General features: G+C 52.9%; 14 protein-coding genes. 8 read left to right on the top strand and 6 right to left on the bottom strand.

The features are described from left to right. Positions 1–13 precede the first annotated feature (13 nt). From PLIM_RS01895 to PLIM_RS22255, 3 genes are all read right to left on the bottom strand, one after another. A complete protein-coding gene (locus PLIM_RS01895) occupies positions 14–523 on the bottom strand; it encodes a hypothetical protein (protein ID WP_013108649.1) in 510 nt (169 codons plus the stop codon). 148 nt (positions 524–671) lie between these two features. Continuing rightward, positions 672–2,882, bottom strand: a complete 2,211-nt coding sequence (locus PLIM_RS01890) for an HlyD family efflux transporter periplasmic adaptor subunit (protein WP_013108648.1) — start codon at positions 2,880–2,882, stop codon at positions 672–674. A gap of 2 nt (positions 2,883–2,884) precedes the next feature. Beyond that, positions 2,885–3,949 (bottom strand): phosphatidate phosphatase App1 family protein, encoded by a 1,065-nt coding sequence (locus PLIM_RS22255; RefSeq protein WP_148226938.1) that lies wholly within the window; start codon positions 3,947–3,949, stop codon positions 2,885–2,887. 770 nt (positions 3,950–4,719) lie between these two features. On the opposite strand from PLIM_RS22255, the gene PLIM_RS01880 reads away from it, so the two are divergent. From PLIM_RS01880 to rplU, 8 genes are all read left to right on the top strand, one after another. Further along, positions 4,720–6,201, top strand: coding sequence for an SDR family oxidoreductase (locus tag PLIM_RS01880; protein ID WP_013108646.1), 1,482 nt, complete (start codon positions 4,720–4,722; stop codon positions 6,199–6,201). A gap of 344 nt (positions 6,202–6,545) precedes the next feature. Beyond that, on the top strand, positions 6,546–7,814 hold the full coding sequence (locus tag PLIM_RS01875; RefSeq protein ID WP_013108645.1) for a PQQ-dependent sugar dehydrogenase: 1,269 nt from the start codon (positions 6,546–6,548) through the stop codon (positions 7,812–7,814). Positions 7,815–8,132: 318 nt separating this feature from the next. Next, positions 8,133–8,477, top strand: a complete 345-nt coding sequence (hpf, locus tag PLIM_RS01870; RefSeq protein ID WP_013108644.1) for a ribosome hibernation-promoting factor, HPF/YfiA family — start codon at positions 8,133–8,135, stop codon at positions 8,475–8,477. A gap of 295 nt (positions 8,478–8,772) precedes the next feature. After that, on the top strand, positions 8,773–9,243 hold the full coding sequence (locus PLIM_RS01865) for a PTS sugar transporter subunit IIA (protein WP_013108643.1): 471 nt from the start codon (positions 8,773–8,775) through the stop codon (positions 9,241–9,243). 156 nt (positions 9,244–9,399) lie between these two features. Further along, positions 9,400–9,684 (top strand): HPr family phosphocarrier protein, encoded by a 285-nt coding sequence (locus PLIM_RS01860; protein WP_013108642.1) that lies wholly within the window; start codon positions 9,400–9,402, stop codon positions 9,682–9,684. A gap of 89 nt (positions 9,685–9,773) precedes the next feature. Next, a complete protein-coding gene (gene ptsP, locus PLIM_RS01855) occupies positions 9,774–11,522 on the top strand; it encodes a phosphoenolpyruvate--protein phosphotransferase (RefSeq protein WP_013108641.1) in 1,749 nt (582 codons plus the stop codon). 896 nt (positions 11,523–12,418) lie between these two features. After that, positions 12,419–14,032 (top strand): Rne/Rng family ribonuclease, encoded by a 1,614-nt coding sequence (locus tag PLIM_RS01845; protein WP_013108639.1) that lies wholly within the window; start codon positions 12,419–12,421, stop codon positions 14,030–14,032. A gap of 108 nt (positions 14,033–14,140) precedes the next feature. Continuing rightward, the gene (rplU, locus tag PLIM_RS01840) at positions 14,141–14,482 is read left to right on the top strand and encodes a 50S ribosomal protein L21 (RefSeq protein WP_013108638.1); all 342 of its coding nucleotides are present in this window, start codon (positions 14,141–14,143) and stop codon (positions 14,480–14,482) included. Between the two features lie 506 nt (positions 14,483–14,988). Here the strand turns inward: rplU and pdeM are convergent. The 3 genes from pdeM to PLIM_RS01825 all read right to left on the bottom strand — a co-directional run bounded on the left by pdeM (position 14,989) and on the right by PLIM_RS01825 (position 21,710). Then, positions 14,989–15,681, bottom strand: a complete 693-nt coding sequence (pdeM, locus tag PLIM_RS01835) for a ligase-associated DNA damage response endonuclease PdeM (protein WP_230849374.1) — start codon at positions 15,679–15,681, stop codon at positions 14,989–14,991. A gap of 232 nt (positions 15,682–15,913) precedes the next feature. Continuing rightward, complete coding sequence (locus tag PLIM_RS01830; RefSeq protein WP_013108636.1) at positions 15,914–17,395, bottom strand: sulfatase family protein; 1,482 nt, start codon at positions 17,393–17,395, stop codon at positions 15,914–15,916. 142 nt (positions 17,396–17,537) lie between these two features. Then, on the bottom strand, positions 17,538–21,710 hold the full coding sequence (locus PLIM_RS01825) for a PVC-type heme-binding CxxCH protein (RefSeq protein ID WP_013108635.1): 4,173 nt from the start codon (positions 21,708–21,710) through the stop codon (positions 17,538–17,540). Between the last annotated feature and the right edge of the window lie 324 nt (positions 21,711–22,034).

Below are 22,034 nucleotides of genomic sequence, written 5' to 3'. Positions count from 1 at the left end.
CCTGTTTCGATACTTAGCTGCGATTGAGAGCCGCTTTCATCGTTTCCTGAAGGGCTTCCCGAATACGATCAAAAGGCTCTTTCAAGTCGGCTGATGTGGGGACGTCTTTGCATTGATCCCGCACATGATCCATTTCGCTGGCATGCGAGGAATGGAACTCCAGATGACGGTTGCCGATCCGTAAGGTGGCAGTTGACTCATCACTGAAGCAGCCCACGGGGATATCAACATGCTCGCGCAACTCGCAAAGGCTTTCGTCTTCGGTGAGGACAAGATGTGGCTTGACCCCCACCTTTTCGATCAGCGTCTTCCCGATCAATTCACTGAGCAGGTAAGGCCTGAGTGTCGGGCCATAGAGAATCTGCTGAGTTCGATTGGGTTTCACCGGCGTGGTACACTGAAATTCCAGTGGGCGACCGTACCGGTTCGTGACCAGCAAGCCGCCGACATAACCCCGCTCGGGGTCTTCCACGGCCGTCAGAAAGCCGAGGCGGAGCTGATCCTTCTTGGCCTGATCCGACATCCAGAGTAATCCTCAGAAAGCTCAGAAATGGGAAACAAGTCCTTCGCGTTGGCTTTGATCGTCGCCGCTCGTCGCGCGGCTTGAGCAGGAAGTGAACCTCCTTCGAGATAGAAGCTGGGTAAACTCTGCGGGGGCAGTTGCAACGAATTTACCAGTCGATCCGCAGAATCCGCCGGAATTCTCTCATCAGCCAGCGAAACCATGATTCGGGAGGAAGTTGAATCTTGGCTGTGACTGGCATCCCGGTGAGAACTTGCTCTGAAGCATCGTTCAGTGTGGCTTTGACTTCGTAAACCCGCTGATCGGATGTGAAGGCAGGGAAGCCCCACTTCGAACCAGAGGCACTGTTGACTGTACCGGTTGTAGCGATTGGAGCGTTTGAGATCTCTGTGATCGTCCCTTTGAGCAGGCGCTGCGTCGCACTTTGCAGCCAGATGATCACTTCCTGCCCAGGGGAGACTCTGACGATATCGCTCTGACTGACCCTCATGAGGACATCATACCCAGGTTGGGGCGCGATCCATGCCAGTTCGGCTCCTGCTTCGACAAAAGCTCCGCGATTGGAAGGATCCAGGATCGAACCACTCCAGTTGGGCAAAGCCAGTTCACGCCGCAGTGGATCCTCCATTTGAATCGCAGATTTTGCCTGACTTTCTGTGCGCGGAATTGTGATCAACCTTCCGGAGACGAGAGCTTTGAGTTGATGACGTTGCTCTTCGGCTTCCCACTGAGCCAGTTGCTCTTCCAGATCTTGCAACTCTTGCTTTGCCGTCGGAATCATCGCCTGAACGGCTGGCTCAAACACCTGTCGTTGCAACAGGCCTTCCAGCAGTAGTCTCTGAGTGGCGACGCGAGCTTTCTGCTGGAGGAGCCTTTGCTTCTGGACACGATCTTCCAGTTCGAGAATGATCTCGCCTTGTGTAAGAATCGATTTGCTGGTGGCGAAGATGACACGCCCTGAGACGGGTGATCTGACAATTACACCTTCATGCGGGATCACGTACCCATCGGCCGTCATCGAAGCAGGCCATGGCCAGAGCAATCCGCCAGTGACCAACAGCACAATCGCCAGAGCGATCAGGCGGGCACGCGTTGTTCGGAGAGCGTTCTGCCGCTGGGTATCAGTGAGATATCTTCGAGATCGATTCACAAAAGAAGTTCCTGTTCCCAAGAGCAGCATGGAGCCTGAAATCCAGGTGAGGATGTCGAGGCCGTAGGGTTTGAGCCAGGTGTGCAGCGCGATGAGAATGGAAATCATCAGCCCCAAACGAAACAGGCTCGAAGCCACGGCATATCCGATTAAACCCGCCGCATTATGATAAGAAACGCCGCGCGGCCAGGGTCGAGAAAGACCTAACCAGCACCAGTCGAGAAAGACTGTCACCGTCTGACGCGAACGATCAGAAAGATTGGGCATCTTAAGTGCATCGGCCAGTATAAAATAGCCATCGTATTTCAGGAGTGGATTGCCATTGAATACCAGCGAACTGATGCCACAGATCAGCATCAGTTGCAGGGCGATATTGGAAACAAGACCAGGTTCAGCCAGCCACCAGACCAGCGTGGCCAACGATGCAATCCAGAGTTCGATATAAATTCCTGCAGCAGCGATCGCCATCCGCGACCAGCGGGAAGGTAAGCGCCAACTGTCGGTCACATCGCAGTAGAGGACGGGGGTCCCGACAAAGAGCATGACCCCCAGTTCATGGCAATGGGCACCATGCCTCAACGAAGCCACTCCGTGAGCCAACTCGTGGAGAATTTTGACCAGGCAGAGGCAGAGGGCCAGTTGCCAGAAGACCAGTTCCTGACCAGTTGCCAGACGAACCGCGAGGAAAAGTTCAGCCGGATGTGTGAGCACAATGGTGAGGGACGTGATCGCCAGCAGAAGTCCCATGCCGATCCACGGCCATTGGAAGATCCAGCCCATCAGACAGTTGGCAACCTGCAGCAGATCAATTTCGCCAGGCAGGTGGGTGGGATCTATCCCACGAAAACGAATCGCCAGCGGGTTGGCAAATTTCGCCCAAAGCCTTCGAGCGCGCAACCTGTGAGCCATCATGGTCATTGTCGGTGCATCGAAGGGTGATTCTATGGCCCAACCTTGCTGCCTGAGAGTCTGCATGAACTGTTCGAGGGCCTGTGGACTGATGGTTTCTGAGAACCGCTCTTCAAACAGGTGGCAGAGGCGGGGAATCTCGATGCCCTGCTCCAGCTTTTCCAGCAGAAAAGTCTCTTTCTCACTGAGGAGCGAGTACTTGAGTGCCAGGGGGTCGAACAGATAATGATCACCTGCCTGGCCGCCCGCGAAGGGGATGCATTCCACATCGGTACGGAGGAAGAGACCGCCCGAGATCATGACTAGGTATCCGGCATCGAAAGTGGCGGTGGTTCCGGGAGAACAACCTGTGATCGAAAGCCGTCGTACTTCTCGACACATTCCAGCACTCGAGAACGCAGTTCTTCGTGGTGCGGGTACAAGTGCCATTTGTCGGCTGGAAGATCAGCAAATCCCTGCTGGAATCGTGGCCAGTCGGCCGTTTCACCATGGAGAGCGCGCAAGTAAACACCCAATATCTGCTGGGGAAAGTCGCGGAGAACACTGGCGTAGATTTCCGGATCCTGCTCGCCGGTATCGCCGATCAGAACGAATTTTCGATCGGGAAAGGCGGTCAGAATCGGATCGATCGAAGTTCGCTTATGCTGCATCTGGGGCGATTTTTTCAACTTGCGAGCCGAGTCTCGCAGGCGAAATCGCTTGAGATGAAATGATCCGACCGGGAATTGATAGGTCTCCCAGAATTCACGCAAGGGTCGATACAGTTGCCAGGGGCTGCCGGAGACATAATGAAACACAGCCCCTCGGGCGGCCAGATCCCGATAGATTTCGGCCATACCATCGACAGGGGAGAAGACGCGGGCAAAGGTATTCTGAAAGAGATCCCGACGATTGGAAACATTGCTGTGTTTGACGGTGTCATCAACGTCCGAGATGACTGAGAGCCCCTGACGATCAACGACAATCGAGGCTCCATCAAACTGGCGATTGTCGGATGGATCGAGAACCGCCTGACAGGGAACCCAGAGACCGGGACGAACCGCTTCTCCAGTGATATTCTCCAGCGTTTCTTTTGAAAGAGTGATCGCGCCATTGAAGAGACCAGCGGCGGAAGTTTTTCCGGCATCGACCAACTCTTGACCCACACGCACCACAATTTGCCGGTTTTCTTCAACACCCACAAGGAAAGGCTTCAGGCGACTGGCAAAGGTCTCGGTGAATTCCGCGTCAATCCGCAGAGCCCTGCGAATGGCACCCATAATCGGATGCCTGAGCCAGGGGAGATTCAGATTGTAGATGCAGCCCTGAATGTGCATCGTCCACTGCTCGCCCGTGGAATCAGGGGCGACATACGAAGGGTAGAACACAATCTCCTCGTTGTGCCTGACTTCGCAACAATCGACAGATCGGACTTGTGCACGGGATCGAAACAGCACGCGTTCCCTCACCTTATGAAACTGGAACTCGTGAAGGTACTGGGCAAACTGAACTTGGCGTAGTCTCCCATATAATCGTGTTCACAACAATCTGCATCTATGGCCTGTGAAAAAGTTTAGTTGTTTCTGATTTCTGAATGAAATGTCAGCAGTCCACGTTTGGAGCGTTCAAGATTTCCAGCGAGCCCGGCAACATGACCATGCGTTCACACACTTGGCTTGGCGACGATCGGAAAGAAATGTTACATTCGATAAATTGGGAAAAGATTAACAGCATGTGGCGCCACGGGCTCTCACCGTCCGAAGAACACGCATGCCATCGTTTCAACAAGGTTTGCTAAAATCCATTGTTGAAGTGCGTTGGGTTCAACTGTCCATCGGCAATATTGCCTTGGAAGTTGTCAGGGTCGGTTCATCTGTGACAAATCTTGAACCAGTACAGCTGGTGTAAACGTCAATTTCCAATGGTGATTCTGGAGAACGCATAGGTCAGTGATGTTGCGATTTGAAAAGAATGCTTCATAAACTGAAGGTGTTTGAATTGCACCAAGGATTTCACGAAACAGGCTCGTGCCAACGTATAACCCGGCATGCTCAGTAGAAATTAAATCTGGATCGGCGGATCAAGCCTCACTTCCGCCAGTTTCGAGTTGCTTAAGAGAATTGCAACTTCAGTGCGAGGCGATGAGGGAACGCGACGGATGAGTTATCAACTTCTGACGGGTGCGACAGGTCTGCTGGGAACCTACCTTCTGCGCGATCTGCTGATGGCAGGAACGCGGGTGGCTGTGGTTGTGCGGCCCAACCGTCGACAGAACGTTCGCCAGCGAGTCGAAACGTTAATGACCTACTGGGATGAAACTTTGGGGACAAAACTTCCCCGCCCGGTCGTACTCGAAGGAGATATTTCCCAAGCCGACCTGGGGCTCGATGCTGTCAGCATGCGCTGGGCAGCCGAACATGTCACCGGTGTGATTCATAATGCCGCCAGCCTCTCTTTCGTGGCAACCAGCGAAGATGGCGAGCCATACCGATCAAACATTGGTGGGACTCGACATGTTCTCGAGTTTTGTCGGAGCCTGGGAATTCGACAATTCTTCCACGTCTCGACAGCCTACATTGCCGGCCAGCGTCAAGGGCGTGTTCTGGAGACAGAACTGGATGTTGGTCAGGAGCTTTCCAACGCTTATGAAGAAAGTAAGCTCGCTTCGGAAAAGATGGTTCGCGAAGCTGATTTTCTGGATTCACCGACCGTTTTCCGGCCCGGGATCATTATTGGTGATTCGGTCACTGGGTACACCACAACCTATCATGGTTACTACGCCGCCCTGCAGCTTTGCAACACGATTGTGAAGACTTTCAATGCTGACGAAACGGGCCTGGTCGGGGCTCAAAAAGTACGGCTGGCACTCAATGGCAATGAAACCAAACATCTGGTGCCTGTCGATTGGGTCTCAGCAGTCATGGCCCATGTGATCACACACCCGGAGCACCATGGCCAGACATACCATCTCACGCCACAGCATCCGGTGACAATCCGCATGATCCGCGACATCCTGGAAGAGACCTGTCATTTCTATGACACACATCTCGTGGGAGTCGGAACGACTCTCGACAAGATGAGCGAAGCTGAAAGTATCTTCTACGAGCACATCCGGGTTTATAACTCCTATTGGAAGAATGACCCGAGCTTTGATCGAACCAATACTCTCAAAGCCGCTCCACACCTACCCTGCCCGGCGGTGAATCGACGTCGGCTCGTCGAGCTTTCGAAGATCGTCATTCGCGATGGATTTCCATCTCCCAGCAAGCGTCCTGTCGATCCTGAATTCGATTCGGCCGCATTCTTCCAGCAGATGCTGGATCAGGCCGCACGAGATCCTCAGTATGACGAGCAGGATCGCAGCATCAGCCTGAATCTTTTGGGTAATGGTGGCGGCCAATGGCATTTACGAATTCGCCAGGGGAACATCGTTGGAGCTGAAATTGGTCTTAATGACGATTCCGACGCTCTGGTGGAAATGACCATCGACAGCTTTGCTCAACTCGTTGCGGGCCAGAAAACCATGGGCCAGTTGGTCGCTGAGTCTGCTGTTCGAGCCAGTCAGGAGCGAGCCGAAGAAGATCTCCTTTCTGTCCTTGACCAACTCTCTCAGCAGGAAGTGGCTGAAGTGCAGAAGTAAGCAGGCCGCAATCCGATTCCCTGTGACTGATCGGTCGACTCTGGTTTCGACAGTCAGATCAAGGCAGAAGCCAACAGAATAGAGTCCATCTTCAAGTGCCTGTGTGTGAACATCACTTTCACCCAGGCACTTGCCTTTGTAACGCGCGACATTGATTTTCGAGTCGTGTCAATACCACCCATATCAACAGAGTGCTTCTCAATCTCCGGTACCGGCTTGCAGGAGCCTGCATTTCTTGTTGAGATCAAGCCTGCTTCAAGTGATTCAAGGAACTGCCCGGGCCTGATCGCCTGCGATTCAATGACGCGCCATCAGTAACGACGGCTTCTATCCAGGGAACAGATATGCTGATTCAGAATCGATACGGTTTGTTTGTGATGGCATTGTTAACCACCCTGTGTGCCGGAGAGGCCTGGATATCCAGCAGTCCCGCAGCAGAAGAGGCAATTTCCACAAAAGCACTGCCAGTCAAGGTTGTCCCGGTTTTTGAGAACGTGGAATGGTCGGGTTGGGAAGCGGTCAGTGAAGATGGTCTTTCGCAGACATTTCGCCCGATTCTGCTGACCAACTTTGGCGATGGATCTAACCGGATTGTGGTCCCCACACAGCAAGGTGTGGTGCATGTGATTGAGAATACGCAGGCGAAGCAAAAGTCGCACATCCTCTTCGATCTTAGTTCGAAAGTGGTCTATAAAGACAAAGAGAACGAAGAAGGATTTCTCGGGATGGCGTTCCACCCGAACTTTCGTGAAAACGGGGAACTCTTTGTGTATTACACCACGAAAGACGCCCCTCACACCTCTGTGGTTTCCCGGTTCAAAGCCAAAGGAACTCAGCCACAAACGGTTGATCTGGCAAGTGAAGAAGAAATCCTGCGAATTCCGCAGCCTTACTGGAATCACAACGGTGGAACAATTGCCTTTGGTCCCGACGGTTACCTGTATATCGCTTTAGGTGATGGTGGCAGTGGTGGTGATCCTCACAATAACGGCCAGAACCTGGAAACATGGCTGGGGAAGATTCTCCGGATTGATGTGAATCAGCGGGAAGCAGGGAAGGCTTACGCGATCCCGGCTGACAATCCATTTGTCAAAAAGGCTGGTGCCCGTCCCGAGATTTATGCACTGGGATTGAGAAACGTCTGGCGGATGGCATTTGATCGAGCGACAGGAGTCCTCTGGGCAGCCGATGTCGGTCAGAATCTGTGGGAAGAGATCGACATCATTCAGAAAGGTGGCAACTACGGCTGGAGTGTCCGTGAGGGTTTGCATCCATTTGGGAAAAATGGAAATCGCAGCAGCCAGGGGATGATCGACCCGATCTTCGAATACAACCATGATGTGGGAAAATCCATTACCGGTGGATTTGTCTATCGCGGCGAAAAAGTACCCGAATTGCAGGGGAAGTACCTCTATGCCGATTACGTTTCGGGCAAGCTGTGGGCACTGGATTACGACAGCAAGGCTCAGAAAGTTGTGGGCAATCATCTCATTCCCAGTCAACAGCTCCCTGTTGTGAGCTTTGGAGAAGACGAAAAAGGTGAGGTCTATTTCATGACAGTCACTGGCAGTGGTAAGGGGATCTATTCTTTCCAGCCAGGTGGATCTCACTGAGACTGAAATGCACCATAAAACGGTGATGGGACGTTGATCGAGCAGTCGCTGACGCCAGGTTGCTCAAGGAGAGCAAGTTGCAACTGAAGAATTGGCATTGAGTTGCAATCGCTGATTTGCATTGACGCAAGTTCGACTGCCAATACAATCGGCGAACATTGTTTCAGTGAGTCGAAAGTCGAACCCGCAGGATGGCTGTGCTTGGTTGCATCAATGCCGTTTGTTTTGGATGCCTCCAGACACAGGTTCGTTGGAAGATGTGAGTGATTACAGGATTTTGAGTGACGAGCCGCTGTCGCTCTTGAGGAGTTTTCAACCGTGCAAATAGCGATTACGAGCCGACATGGTTCGATCAGTCCCGAAGCTCAAGAGTTGATTCGCGAAAAGTCCGAAAAGCTGTTGACCTACTTCGCCCGAGTGACTTCGATCAATGTCACCGTAAGTTTCGAGCATCACAGGGCGACTGTGGAAATCCTGGTGGATGCAGAGCACAAGCACGACTTTGTGGCCACAGATACAGGCGACGAAGTGATTCCCGTCTTCTATGCCGCTCTGCACAAGATGGAGCAGCAGATTCATAAATATAAGGAAAAAGTGCAGGATCATAAGGGGGGGCCGACTGCCGCCGATGTGGCCACGCTCCCTGCTGAAGGTGAGAAATAATCAGCATCACTCGTTGATGATCAGTTCCTGAACGAACAATCGTCATCAGAGAAAAAGAGAAAGTGCGGCCTCTGGATGGAATTGCACTCGCCATCTGGGCACACTGTTTCGTTGCAGGAGTTGATAGTGGTACTTAATTGCGGTACCAGAATGAGGTAAGGACTGGAGTTTCATCACACGACGTCAGTCGAGTGCAAAGCTGCTTGTCAAAACGCTTGATACGTTTTCCGTTTTTGTCATATTCCCGGCTGGGCCAAAGTCCAACGGGTCCGGTTGTCCGAAGCAGAGGTGTTTCATGAAGTTGTGCGACTTCGTTGTTCCTGCGGCAATTGTGCCCGATCTTCAGGCAACAACCAAAGAGGCGGCCATTCGAGCAATGGTGTCCAGCCTCTGTCAGTCGGGAGTAGTACCGGCCAGCGATGAAGAGGGGATTGTATCGGCAATTCTCAAGCGTGAAGAGCTTGGTTCCACCGGGATTGGCCGTGGTGTGGCTGTGCCTCACACGAAGCATCCTTCGGTGGATCGACTGATTGCCACAGTGGCCCTTTCTCACACTGGCGTAGATTTTGCAAGCCTTGATGGCGAATCGGTCTACATCATGTTTTTGCTGATCTCGCCGCCTGATCGTCCGGGCGATCATCTTCGTGGATTGGAAAATATTTCCCGGCATCTCAGGAATGACAACTTCTGCAAGTTTTTGAGGCAATCGAAGACACACGAAGCGGTTCTTGAGTTGCTTAAGGAAGCAGACAACAACGAAATCTAGTTTTTTGACCAGGAATCATTTCCTTGGGAGCAAAATCTGTTGGAGAGAAGACCCTGACCGGTACTTGCTGACAGATGCCTGAAAAACCTGGCGAGATCATCATTGATCCGATTCGTGTTACTGATCTGATCCGTGTTGCTGAAAGGAGCAGCCGGTATGAGCCAGATGATTCACCGCAGAAATGTCATCGTACGAACAGAGCATGGACTCCATTTGAGCCCTTGTTCCCGTGTGGCTCAGGCGGCTTTGAAGTTTCGTTCGCAAGTCTGGCTGACAAAAGGTTCCGTACGAGCCGATGCCAAAAGCGTACTCGATCTGATGACCCTGGCAGCCGGCCCGGGAGCCGAACTGACGCTGGAAGTCACTGGTGATGACGCTCCTGAGGCAGTGGAAGCGATTCTACACCTGTTCGAGTATGATCTGGTCAGTGCCTCGTCCTGATAAATTCCTCCTGCATGACTCATGCGGAGGAAAATTCTCTGCAATTGAGTGTCTCTTCTGATAATTGGATCGATGGAGGATTGGACGGCATGCTGGTGAAACACGGGATTGCCGTCTCTCCAGGAGTAGCCATTGGTCAGTCGATGGTGCTCGGGGCTGAGTCTTTTCGAATTCCTCAACGCTTCGTGAGTGTTTCAGCCGTCGATGCTGAAATTAATCGCTTTCGCATCTCGCTGCAGGCCGTCTGCACAGAAATTGAAGAAAACGAGCGTGTCGCCCGCGAGCGTCTCGGCAAACAGTATGCAGCGATTTTCACAGCTCATCTGATGATGGTGCAGGATCATCGGATTGTCGACGAAATCGAATTGCTCGTCCGGCAGAAATGCTTCTCACCCGAATTTGCCGTCAGCCGCGTGTTCCGTCAGTACGCCAAGAAGTTTCAGAATCTTGGTGTCCCTTATCTGGCTGAGCGTGCGACCGATATTTTTGATCTCGAAAAGCGAGTTCTCCGGCAATTGCTGGGAGAACGGCGGGAAGAACTGCGAAATATCCAGGCGCCAGTACTGATCCTCGCACATAACCTGACTCCCAGTGAGACCGCGAGCCTCGATAAAGCCTATGTTCTTGGGTTTGCGACGGAAGTTGGCGGTACCACCAGCCATACAGCCATTCTGGCCGGCGCGCTGGAACTCCCGGCTGTGGTGGGAGTGGGGAATTTCCTATCGGATGTTGCCGGAGCAGACACCGTTATTATTGATGGCAGCCACGGTGCTGTCATTATTGATCCTGATGCAGAAACTCTGGCTCGATACCGTGCGGTTGAGCAGGAACACCGCAACTTTTCCAATCGCCTGGAAGCGATCCGCACTCTGCCGAGCGTCACACTCGATGGCGTCGGAATTTCACTTTACGGCAATATTGAATTTCCGCACGAAGCGGCCTCGGCCCGTCAGCGGGGTGGCGAAGGAATTGGCCTGTATCGCACCGAGTTTCTCTATCTGGATGCGAGTGCCGAGCCTACAGAAGAAGATCATTACCGCTCGTATTGCGAAGTGCTGAAAGCGTTTCCCGATCGTCCAGTCGTCATTCGCACTCTCGATCTGGGAGCAGATAAACTCCCGATTGGCTTCCGCATGGAATATCCGGAAGGGGTGAATCCAGCACTGAGTTTGAGAAGTATCCGTCTCAGCCTGCAGCATCTGGATCTCTTTCGCACTCAGCTTCGTGCGATTGCACGAGCTGCCTGTCATGGTGATCTCCGCATCATGTTCCCGCTCATTTCCACATTACTGGAACTGCGGCAAGCGAAAATGATCCTGGGAGATGTCCTTGAAGATCTGGAAGAACAAGGGATTGCCTATCGACGTGACATCCCGGTCGGCATGATGATGGAAGTCCCGTCAGCAGCGATTATGGCCGAGCAGTTTGCCCGCGAAGTCGACTTTTTTTCCATCGGAACCAACGATCTGATTCAGTACACGCTGGCCTCTGATCGCGGCGATCCGAGGATTGCCAATTTGTATCGGGCCGGCGATCCGGCGATCATTCGGCTGATTCAAATTGTGGTCAAGGCTGGCCAAAGCCGGGGAATTCCTGTATCAGTATGTGGTCAAATGAGTTCTGATCCGCTTTTTGTTCCGCTTCTGGTGGGGTTAGGCCTCAGGCAACTGAGTGTGACACCCCATCTGATTCCGGAAATCAAAGAGCTGATCCGTAAGCTCACAATTTCAAAAGCAGAAAACCTGGCAAATCGCGTTTTGCGAATGGAAACAGCGAACGATGTGGAAAGCTTTCTTCGCGGAGAGCACCGGAAGTTGTCGCCAGAATCGCCAGCGTAATCAGGTTTTGTGTTTTTGATTTTCTGACATACTTTCGGAAGTCTGTGATCTCTGAAGAGCCGAATGCAGGAATGATGCACTAGCACCGAGAGTTGCCTTGCCATTGCATGATCCCATTCGGGAGAGTTCGAAGTCCGTAAAACAGTTAAAGATCATTGAGTTTTGTTTAGTGGCTTTGGTGCGAACGACCGGGCCAAAGAAGGTTATTCCTCTAGTTAGTCCGCATGTGAACAACCTGTCTCTCCAGTCTCCTGCTGATGACGATGCCCCGGCACTCTGCGATGTGCAGAGAAAAGTGCCTACGGGCTGTTACGTCTCTTTAAGGAATGGTTGTCTTCCTGCACACGGGATTGGCGTCGCCAGTGCATACGGTCGGCCAGCAAAAGCGGCCCTGATTTCTGTGCACTGTCCTTCCAATCTTTGCTCGAATTGCACTTCCCTTCGGTTGTGGACTGCCTCCGGGCAGGGCCCGGTGGTGTTTGCTCTCTGTTCGTTCCGGTCTGACTGCAATCGCAGGAACAGGCCCGTTCTGCTTCGAGACAACCTGCACCACCAGCAACCCTTCGGAAATTCTTCTTCTGTTTTTTACTCGACGAAACCGGTGTCGATACTGCCTGCCCTGCAAATGCAGCAGTTCCCAATGGATTTCGAGAGTTCGCATAAGAGGGATACAGTGCCTGACATCAGACAATATCGCCTTCGTCGTTTCGAAGCGAGAATTGGTCAGATGGCTTTGAGATGGCAGGAATCAGCCGGCAGCCTTGGCATTCAAGGCTACCCTGGTTGGACAGGTCGAAATCGAACATGGTTGTCAGTTGAAGAATCCAGGCAATGTTGCCGGGGACTGATGGTCGGTCTGTCGTGTTGACATGCGGATGACCCTTGAAAGGTCATCCATGCGTAAAGAAATGCTGATGAACGTCCTCCAGCCGGAGGAAAGCCGAATTGCCATTCTCGAAGATGGCGTTCTCGAAGAGTTATATGTTGAGCGTAACAGTCTCGAGAACTATGTCGGCAACATCTATAAGGGCCGGATTGTTAATATCGAGCCCAGTATTCAAGCGGCCTTTGTTGATTTTGGCGTTGGCCGCAATGGCTTCCTCCACGTCAGCGATGTTGAGTACCAGTACTATAAGCATCTGGTCGACGGTCCCGACGAAAGCTTCGATGACGATGACGACGAAGAGGATGAAAAGCCTCGTGGTCGTCCGCGGGCTCCACGTGGACTGGATCGGACATCCCGCGGCAAGCCTCCCATCCAGGAGATCTTTCGCCGGGGCAGTGAAGTCCTTATTCAAGTCATTAAAGAAGGGATTGGCAACAAAGGCCCAACCCTTTCGACTTACATCAGTATCCCCGGGCGATACCTGGTCTTGATGCCCGGTTTGCAGCGTGTGGGAGTCAGTCGCAAAATTGGTGATGACTCGATTCGACGCCGATTGCGCCAGCAGCTTAAAGAATTGAGCCCTCCGGAGGGCCTTGGATTTATCATTCGCACAGCAGGGATTGATCGCTCGCAGAAAGACCTGCAGCGCGACATGAACTATCTGCTGCGATTGTGGAACGTGATCGTCAAGCGAATTCGGAAATTCCCCGCTCCCGTGGATATCTACGAGGAGAGCGACATGATGATCCGCACGATTCGCGACATCTACAACAGCGAAATTGAGAATATCTGGATCGATGAACCTCGGGCCTATGAACGGGCCAAAGAGTTCATGAAGATCGTCTTGCCCCGAGCTGTCGATCGAGTGCAGCTCTACGACGGTAAAGAGCCGCTCTTCCATAAGCATGGTGTCGAAGAAGAAATTGCCCGCATTCAGCGGCGTCACGTTCCGCTTAAAGGTGGCGGATCGATTGTCATCGATCAGACGGAAGCACTGGTGGCCATCGACGTCAACAGCGGCAGCTTCCGTCAGGATGAAAATGCCGAGGAAAACGCTTACCAGATGAATCTGCGCGCAGCCGAAGAAATCGCCCGGCAGATTCGTCTCCGCGATTTGGGTGGCGTGATCGTTAACGACTTCATCGATATGCGTGAAGAACGTCATCGCCGGGGTGTTGAGCGAGCATTGGCTGATGCCGTGGCCCGCGATCGTGCCCGTACCAAGATTCTCAGGACCAGCCCCTTTGGTCTTGTGGAAATGACAAGGCAGCGGATTCGCCCTTCGCTTCGCCGCAGTGTCTACGAAGACTGCCCCTGCTGTGCCGGAACTGGTCAGGTCAAGACTGCCGAAAGCATGGCGATTGAGGTCATGCGGCTACTCATGTTCCATGCCAACCATCAGGAAGTGACGAGAATTGTCGTCGATGTTCAGGAACGCGTGGGAGCTTACCTGAACAACAAAAAGCGACGAGAAATCAGCCAACTCGAAGAGCAGTATGAAGTTGCGATCAGCATCAACTCACTCTCGAATGTGACACCTGAACATTTGCGATTCTTCTGTACGAGTGAATCGGGAACCGAGATTCGCTTTTCTTCCCCGGAAGACTCGAAAGCGCGTCGCTAGTCGGTTAAAACTCCGTTTCCACTTGAAAAAGTGCCAGTTGCACCTTGACTGGACAAAGACTGAACATCAGAGACGGGCTGGCTGGTGCACCGCCCCGGGAGTCATGAAATGGTTTTTGCAATTTTCGAAGATGGTAGCCGTCAGTATCGCGTTTCGGTGGGCGATGTGCTTGTGGTTGATTACCGCAAGGAAGCCAATCTGGGTGACGTGCTGACTTTTGATAAGGTGCTGCTGGCCAACGGTGGTGCTGACAGCCTGATTGGCACTCCAGCCTTGTCGGGTGCCACGGTCACAGCCGAAGTGGTGAACAGCCTCTTCAAAGGGCCTAAGCTGGAAATTCAGAAGCTCCGCCGCCGCAAGAGCAGCAAGCGTCATACAGGTCACCGCCAGAAGCACACCCAGATCAAGGTGACCGCAGTCAACGTGCCTAGCCTCGCAGTTGCTGAATAACTCACTGCTGGCTGAATATCTTTCAGCGACGCTGATGAATAAAAAGTCCGACCTCGACTCTGAATGTTGAGGTCGGACTTTTTCGTTGGCTTTTGGATGATCGCCATTCCCAGAAACCAATAGTGCAGGAAGTCTACCAAGCATGCTTGCTCCGAGCTGCTGTCTATGACACGCAACTTTTCACCCACCCATGGGTAGCACGACCCAGGAGCCCACAAAATCAAGACCGTGCGGAAGGGCGTGGTTCTTGCCCGGGTGGCAGGGGTCGGATGTCTTCATCCGCCCCCTGGTCAACAAAGTTCCCCAGCGCAAATGCATCCGACACATAGATTCATGACTTTTCATGCAGTTCGTCAAAAACGATCAGAGTCCAAAGAACTGGGGGCAAACGAAGACGTTTGACCCCAGCCACACGTCAAAACGCCTTTCGGCAAAAGATGTGTGTAATAGACAGCTCCGAGCCGCAAGCATGGCACAAGTGTGGCTTGGAAAATTCAGCCTGACAATCAATTGCAAGGAATTTCGACAACGCCTGTGTCAGCCACGGGAAAGATCCGATCTCCCCGGCCAGGCTTAATGTTGTACCCACCAGCGAAACTGCTGAAGGCCGGGAGCGTTAACTGGTTCTGCTGCAGATGAAAGCACGGCAGCCGCAGTGTTTGCCGGGCCAGACCCTTCAGTACAATTGAAGGATGAATATGCCCCGCCAGAACAAACCCCTCAGCGTGAGGCATTGGCTCATGCTGCCAGACAAAAGGCAATTCGATAACGGGAGGACGTGCGACAACGATCTTCCAGTCAGCCAGTGGCAATCCCGCCTGCAGGTCATGGTTCCCCTGAATGAGTTCGATGCGGAGATTTTCGTGTCTTCGGCGCCACTGCGTGACTTTCTCGAATGTCGCCGCCGATCTTCCCTCGCGGCTGTGCAATAAGTCGCCCAGCACGATCAGGCGAGTGGCGTGAGTTCGCTCGATGACCTGGCTCAGTCGTTCCAGATCGGCCTGAGTCGTTCCCTGGGGGATGGGAATCGAGGCAGCCCGAAAACTGGCTGCCTTGCCCCAGTGGGTATCAGCGACCAGTAATGTCGAGCATCGCTCCCAATAGATGGCTTTTTCTGGAAGTAACCGCAGGGTTTCACCAGCCACCAGGAGCTGCAGATCACCTTTCGTTGCAGAAGTTGGCTCCGCCAAAGTCTCCACTCAAGTCACTTTCAATCGGATGGAATCATGCACCATGTCGAAGGTTAGCTGAAGTACTGGAACTGCAAATCTTCAGCACCACGCATTACCAGTAAAAGCCATTCCACGCGAGGAATCAACAGCGTCAATCTGTGAACGCAATTGAAGCTGCTGCTGGCGGTTACTCCCGGTCTCCAACAGCAGTGATAAACTTATACGGAGATCACCAAACCGGGATCATTTGAAAAGAAGGTCAGCGAACCTGGCCCTGGGCCTGAATTTTTCCGAGTAGAGCTTTCAACTCAGCAACTTTTTCAGGATTCTCAGCATACAGATTCTGACGCTGAGCGAGGTCGTCCTTCAAGTTATAGAGTTCACCCGGCAATGAGTGGCTGGTGTAACCATTGGCTTCATCGAACCACTTGGGAACCTGACTGACCGCACCAGTTTTGGCGTCGATCAGTACCCAGTCACCATGCCGGAGGGCATAGCCTTTGGGATTCGTGTTGTGAACCAGAGTCTGGCGAGCACTGGAACCAGTCCCTTTGAGCAATTCCAGTTGATTGTAGCTGTCTTCTGCGGAGCCTGGAGCGATTTCTGCATCAACAACAGCCGCAATGGTTGCGAAGAGATCGATCTGACTGATGAGTTCATCACACACCTTTTCAGCGGGGACTACACCCGGCCAGCGGACAATCATCGGCACACGATGTCCACCTTCCCAGATGTCGCGTTTCAGCCCGCGCAGTGGGCCCATGCTGCGATGACCAAAGTTTCGAATCCGATCGTAAGCGTAGCGCTCAGGGCCATTATCAGCCGTGAAAATCACGAGTGTATTTTCCGAAAACCCATGCTTCTCAAGAGCCGCCAGCACGCGGCCGACCGTGTCGTCTGTCTGGAACATAAAGTCGCCATAGCCACCAGCCTGTGATTTACCTGTGAAATCCGATGTCGGCACAATCGGGGCATGCGGCGAAGTGAAAGGGAAGTAGAGAAAGAACGGTTGATCGGCTTTCTGCTCGCTGATCCACTGCTCGGCTTTTTGCGTGAGTGTGGGCATGACAGCCCAGAAATCCCAGTCTTGAACAGCCGGGCCCGGCCGAGCCTCCCAGCTTCCTTCTGCAGTGGGTGCTGTCGTTTTTAAAGTGACGGTCGGTGTCGTGATGACACGATCATTCTCAAACCAGGCATAGGGCGGAAAGTTCGGGACGTCATCGCCAAAGTAGTAGTCAAACCCGTGTGATCGTGGCCCACCCGGAATGGGTTGGCTCCAGTCAAAAGCATCAGCGGCAAAACCGGCTTTGTCAGTCGGTTTTACACCTTGTTTCTTAATGGCATTCCAATCCCAGCCCAGGTGCCATTTACCGATACAGGCCGTTCGGTATCCCTTGGTTTTCAAAAGTTCGGCAATCGTCAGCTTTTCATCGTCAAGCACGGGAGGGTCGAACGAGTTCACGATGCCGTGAAACTTGCGCCAGTGATATCGCCCCTGCAATAGTGCATATCGACTGGGCGTACAGATGCCAGACGAACTGTGGGCATCGGTAAAGCGAGTCCCTTGTCGGGCGAGTCGGTCAAGATGTGGTGTGGGGATCCGGGACTCTGGATTCTGAATGTGAAGATCGCCATAGCCCATATCATCCGCGTACAGAATGACGATATTCGGAGGTGCCGCCTGCACCCATGGACTTCCAATCAGCAGAATCAATAGCGTCATCGCTAGATAGAGCGGCATGGCAAGGGCCTTTGAACGAATCGTCACAATGTCACCAATCCGCTATGGATGATACCACTCTCAAACCGATGGCTATCCCGAAAGGAAAACAGGCTGGCCATCATCAAAGACAAGATCATGGCCAGCCTTATCCCGTCAGCGATTAATGCCCATGGTGGAAGGCGGAATCGTGCGCATTCCCTGCGGCCAATAGATAGGCCATCAAATCCAGAATCTGCTCTTTGTCGAGCGTATTCAGCAAGCCACTGGGCATGATGGAAACTGGAGAAGCGACGCGGTCATCAATCGACTTCTTGGGAATATCAACGCGCTTGGGCGGGCTACCGGCGAGCAGCGTTAACGTGTTATTGTCTTCCGCCGCGACAACGCCTGTATAAGACTTTCCATCATCGAGCACCACGACAACCTGACGGTACTTCTCGTCGATGTTACGGGAAGATTCGAGAATTTCTCGCAACAGCACATTCGGATCGCGTTTGTACTTCTTGACCACTTCATCGATGTTCGGCCCAACGGCCTGAGCAATGCCATCAAGTGCAGGTGTTGCAGTTGATTCGTCTTTGCCAAGACGGTGGCATTGCACACAGCCTAAGGTCGTAAAGTGCTTTTTCCCTTCGGCGAAGTTGCGATGCTGACTGACTCGCTTCAGATCGGCGGCAAAGTCGTCGAGCTTCCACTCGGTCACTTTGATCTCCTGCTGCGGATTCTTCGCCAGAAACGCCTTGAGATCATTCGTCACAAACAGCATGCCCCGCATGAGTCGATGATGACCGGGGAACGAGCAGATGTAAGGATAAGCCCCTTCTTCGGTAGGAGCAGTGAACTCAATGACCTGTTCCTGACCAAAATCGACCAGCGAGCTGTGCCAGAGGATATCGGTACTTTCAGGCACGAAGCCTTTATCAAATCCGCGTGCGCCAAGGTTGATCGCCGCAATTCCAACATCATCAGCCGTGCCGGGTTTGACCAGAAGAATGTTGTGGGGCATAAAGTCGTAATTCGCGAACTTGAGCCTCACCTTCTTGCCCGGCTTCACGGTGAGTTCTTTCACATCGTACATCATCTTCTCGGGAATCGTCGCGATGCGAATTGTGGTCAGCTCGGGCGTGTCGCTCAAGATGCCTGACTTCTGTGACGAGGCGAGTTCCGCACCTGCGACAATGCCACCGCGCAAAGTCTTCTCGACGTTGAACCAGAAATGCTTGACCGTCTTGGCGGCATTGCGGGCATGAGGCTCAGGCGAATTCAACACCATTTCCAGAAGCTGCAGATCCTTGACGTTGTGCTGCTGATGCAGCCAGAGAGCTTCCAGCAGATGATGGGCATCTTCCCGCTTGTTCGGGTCGAACTGCTTGATCCACTCTTTCGTAGCTGCAATGACTTCTTTCGAATCACGCTCGCTCAATTCCACTCGTGTACGATGACGAATGCCATCGACCGGCGATTTGAGGTTATCGAGCAGTTTGGCAATCGGCTGGCCATCGATGGGCACTGGTTTCTGCAGTGGTCGATCCACCGCTTTCACGCGATAGATCCTGCCATGCGAATGATCGCGATTAGGATCGCGCACGTTGTGCTGCATGTGACCGATAATCGCATTGTGCCAGTCAGCAAAGTAGAGCGTGCCATCAGGTGCGAAAATGGCATCCGAGGGTCTGAAGTTCTTGTCGCCGCTCATTAACAGGCCACGCGACTTGTCTTCGGTTTTGCTTCCATTGGCATTAGTGACTGTCACCGTGAGCTGATCGCCGGCAGGCTCACCCCAGACCGTTCCTGTTTCGGGATTACGTTCCAGGTCGTAATGCTTAATGCCCAGAAAGCCAATCACGTTGCAGATGAGGAAATCGCCCTGCATCGATTCGGGGAAATGCGAACTGCTGACGATCTCACTGGCAGTGACAGGACGCACTTCCTTCTTCAGGAGTTGGTGCATCTTGAATCCATTGCCTTCGGGTCGAACCTGATAGGCATTTCCACCCGTTCCATCTGTCGCGTACTGATAGCCCCAGTAATCGAAAGATGTCCCGTGGGGATTGGGAGAATTGATTGCATGCATGGAGATCGTAAATCGTCGTGGATCAAACCGGTACATGGCTGAAGCCGTCGATTGCAGCGAAGGCCCCCAAGGATGCTCGTGGTTGTGCACCATGAAGACACCGCTCTGCCAGTAGATTCCACCATCCGGGCCATAGATCAGATTGTTGGCACCATGGTGAGTATCGGAAGAATCCAGCCCCTGCAGCAACGTGATCCGGCGATCAGCCAAATCGTCGCCATTGGTATCCTGCAGGAACAGCAGTTCCGACTGACAGGTGACGATGACCCCGTCATTCCAGAACTCAAAACCCAGAGGATTCTGAACTTTGGCAAACTCGGTTGAACGATCAGCCACACCATCGCCGTTGTCATCGTGCAGGATAATCAACGCATCGGTCATTTCCTGATGTGGTTCCCACTTGGGATAGGTTGGCCAGACCGCTGCCCAGAGTCGATCTTTCGTATCGAACTGCAACTGGACAGGATTCACCAACTGTGGAAATCGCTGCTCATCGGCGAAGAGACTGACTTCGAATCCTTTCGCAACAGCCAGCTGCTTCAACCCCTCTTCACCGCTGATGTAACTGAGTGTGCCTTCCTTCATGGCACTGGAGCTTTTGCTCCCACCACCCACATTCGAAATAACAGGCACCGCCGGCGGAACATTGCTGTCATCGACCGCTTTGTCTTTCCCTGCGGCACGAGCCCAGACCACTTCATCGCGGTTGGCTGTCATCACATCGAGCATCTCGAGTTCAGGCTTCAAAACATCGGCGTTGCTTTGATTATTGACGAACGTCAACGTCGAACGACTTCCCCAGACATCGTTGCCATCCGAGGCTCGATAGCGATTCCACCAATGCAGGTTCTTATCGAGGACAGCCTGGCGTAACTTTTCCGAAGCCTGTGACGAACTGACAGGCTTGCCCAGAAGTTCAGAAGCAATCACTTCCGCCAGTTGACGATTCCCTTCTTCCGTCAGATGCACACTGTTGATCGTGAGCGGCTGCGAGGCCTTCTCATACAGTTTCAACGATGGATGGAAAAGATCGATAAAGGCGACACCAGCTTCCTGGGCAGCCTCTTGTGTCGCACGCGTCAAAGCCGCCAGGCGCACGTTCTGAGCGCGGCCGTCGGGGACATTCGGATTGCCGGTATCTTCCTGTGCAATCGGGCTGAAGAGGACAATCCTTGGGAAATCCTTACCATCCGGCTTAGCTCCACGGGTCTTTTTGACAAACTCGAGGAGTTGCCGCTTGTACTCTTCGGGCTTGGTATCAAAAGATTCGTTGTAGCCAAAGAATGCAAAAACGACAGTGGGTTTAACATGCTGCAAATATGAAGTGATCGAGATCTGGCCGGAACTTCTTGGAAAGCTGTAGGGACGGTCGCCGCTGGCACTCATATCGCGAATGCGCACGTTTTTCCCCACGAGTTGAGACTGAAGGAGCGTCTCCAGCCAGCCATCGTGCTGCATGCGATCCGCCAATCCGTTGCCCAGAATGGCGACGACATCGTCTTTCTGAAGGGCAAAAGGGACGGGGTCTCGATAATCAGCCGGGACATTGGCTAATGGCGGTTCAGCAGATGCCCCTGAAGAAGAGTCCCCGCCCTTCGGCATCGCTTTGCCGGGCTTGCCATCGTAAGCGAGATAGCGGAGTTCACCACTTTTGCCGAGGTCAATTTCGAGGCCTTGAGGAGCAGCAATATCGGCCTTACGAAAGAGTTCCTTGCGATCGGCATCAAGCAATATCAGAGAGAAGCCTGACAGACGGTTTTCAAAACCAGTGCGGTTCCAGACAGCAATCTTCTCAATGTTGGCTGGCTTGCCGAGATCGAGTTCCCACCAGGGTTGCTGCTCTCCATCATCAGAAGTGTGAGTCTGCCCCCCTTTGCTCCAATCGGGGTGTTTGTTGCCATCCACAGCCCGGGAAGCCACCCCATCGCCATGAGTGCTCGACTGTGTGGCTTTTCCCTCGCGGGCGATGTTTTTCCCCGCGCTGAAGACTTCAACTTCTGCCAAAGTGAGAATGCGTTTTTCGCCGGGCAGTTCAATGCGTACAAAACGGACAGGCTGCTTCACTGGAGCAGCTGGTGGTTGCTTTGCTGCGGCCGTTTGAGCCGGCTGTTTCGCCGGGGTTTGCTCAAGATTGGCCACCACGATTCCGGCCGACTTCTCAGGTGGTGCTTCTACAAGAACCGCTTCGCCAGCATTCGCTGACGTTGACGCAAGCAGACACAAAGAAAACGTTAACGAAGGCCATACAGACTGGTACATCTCGATGAAAACCCTTCTACAAACTGTTTTCTGGCACGTCTGATCTGTCATGCGGTTGACTGCCAGAGTTGTGATTCAGATGTCGAAATCGGTCTGACGTGATGAAATCATCGATGGATCAACAGACGACTTTCACATATCGACAACTGTCAATGTTTTAGCTGTTCAGGAGTCGATAATCCATAACTGTCGAGTGAATGATGGAAAGTTTGGCAGGAATGAGTTCCGCAAGCAGTCGATGACAAATCAGTCGTTCGGCTTGCCCAATGGCGATCAGAAGGGAATCTGCAAAGACAAGAAAGTGTAGTGGAGTCGTTGGAGTCG

The sequence above is a fragment of the Planctopirus limnophila DSM 3776 genome (assembly GCF_000092105.1).
Taxonomy (GTDB): Bacteria; Planctomycetota; Planctomycetia; order Planctomycetales; family Planctomycetaceae; genus Planctopirus; species Planctopirus limnophila.
The sequence above is the reverse complement of the archived record's forward strand: the minus strand, read 5'-3'. Positions and strand labels throughout refer to the sequence as shown.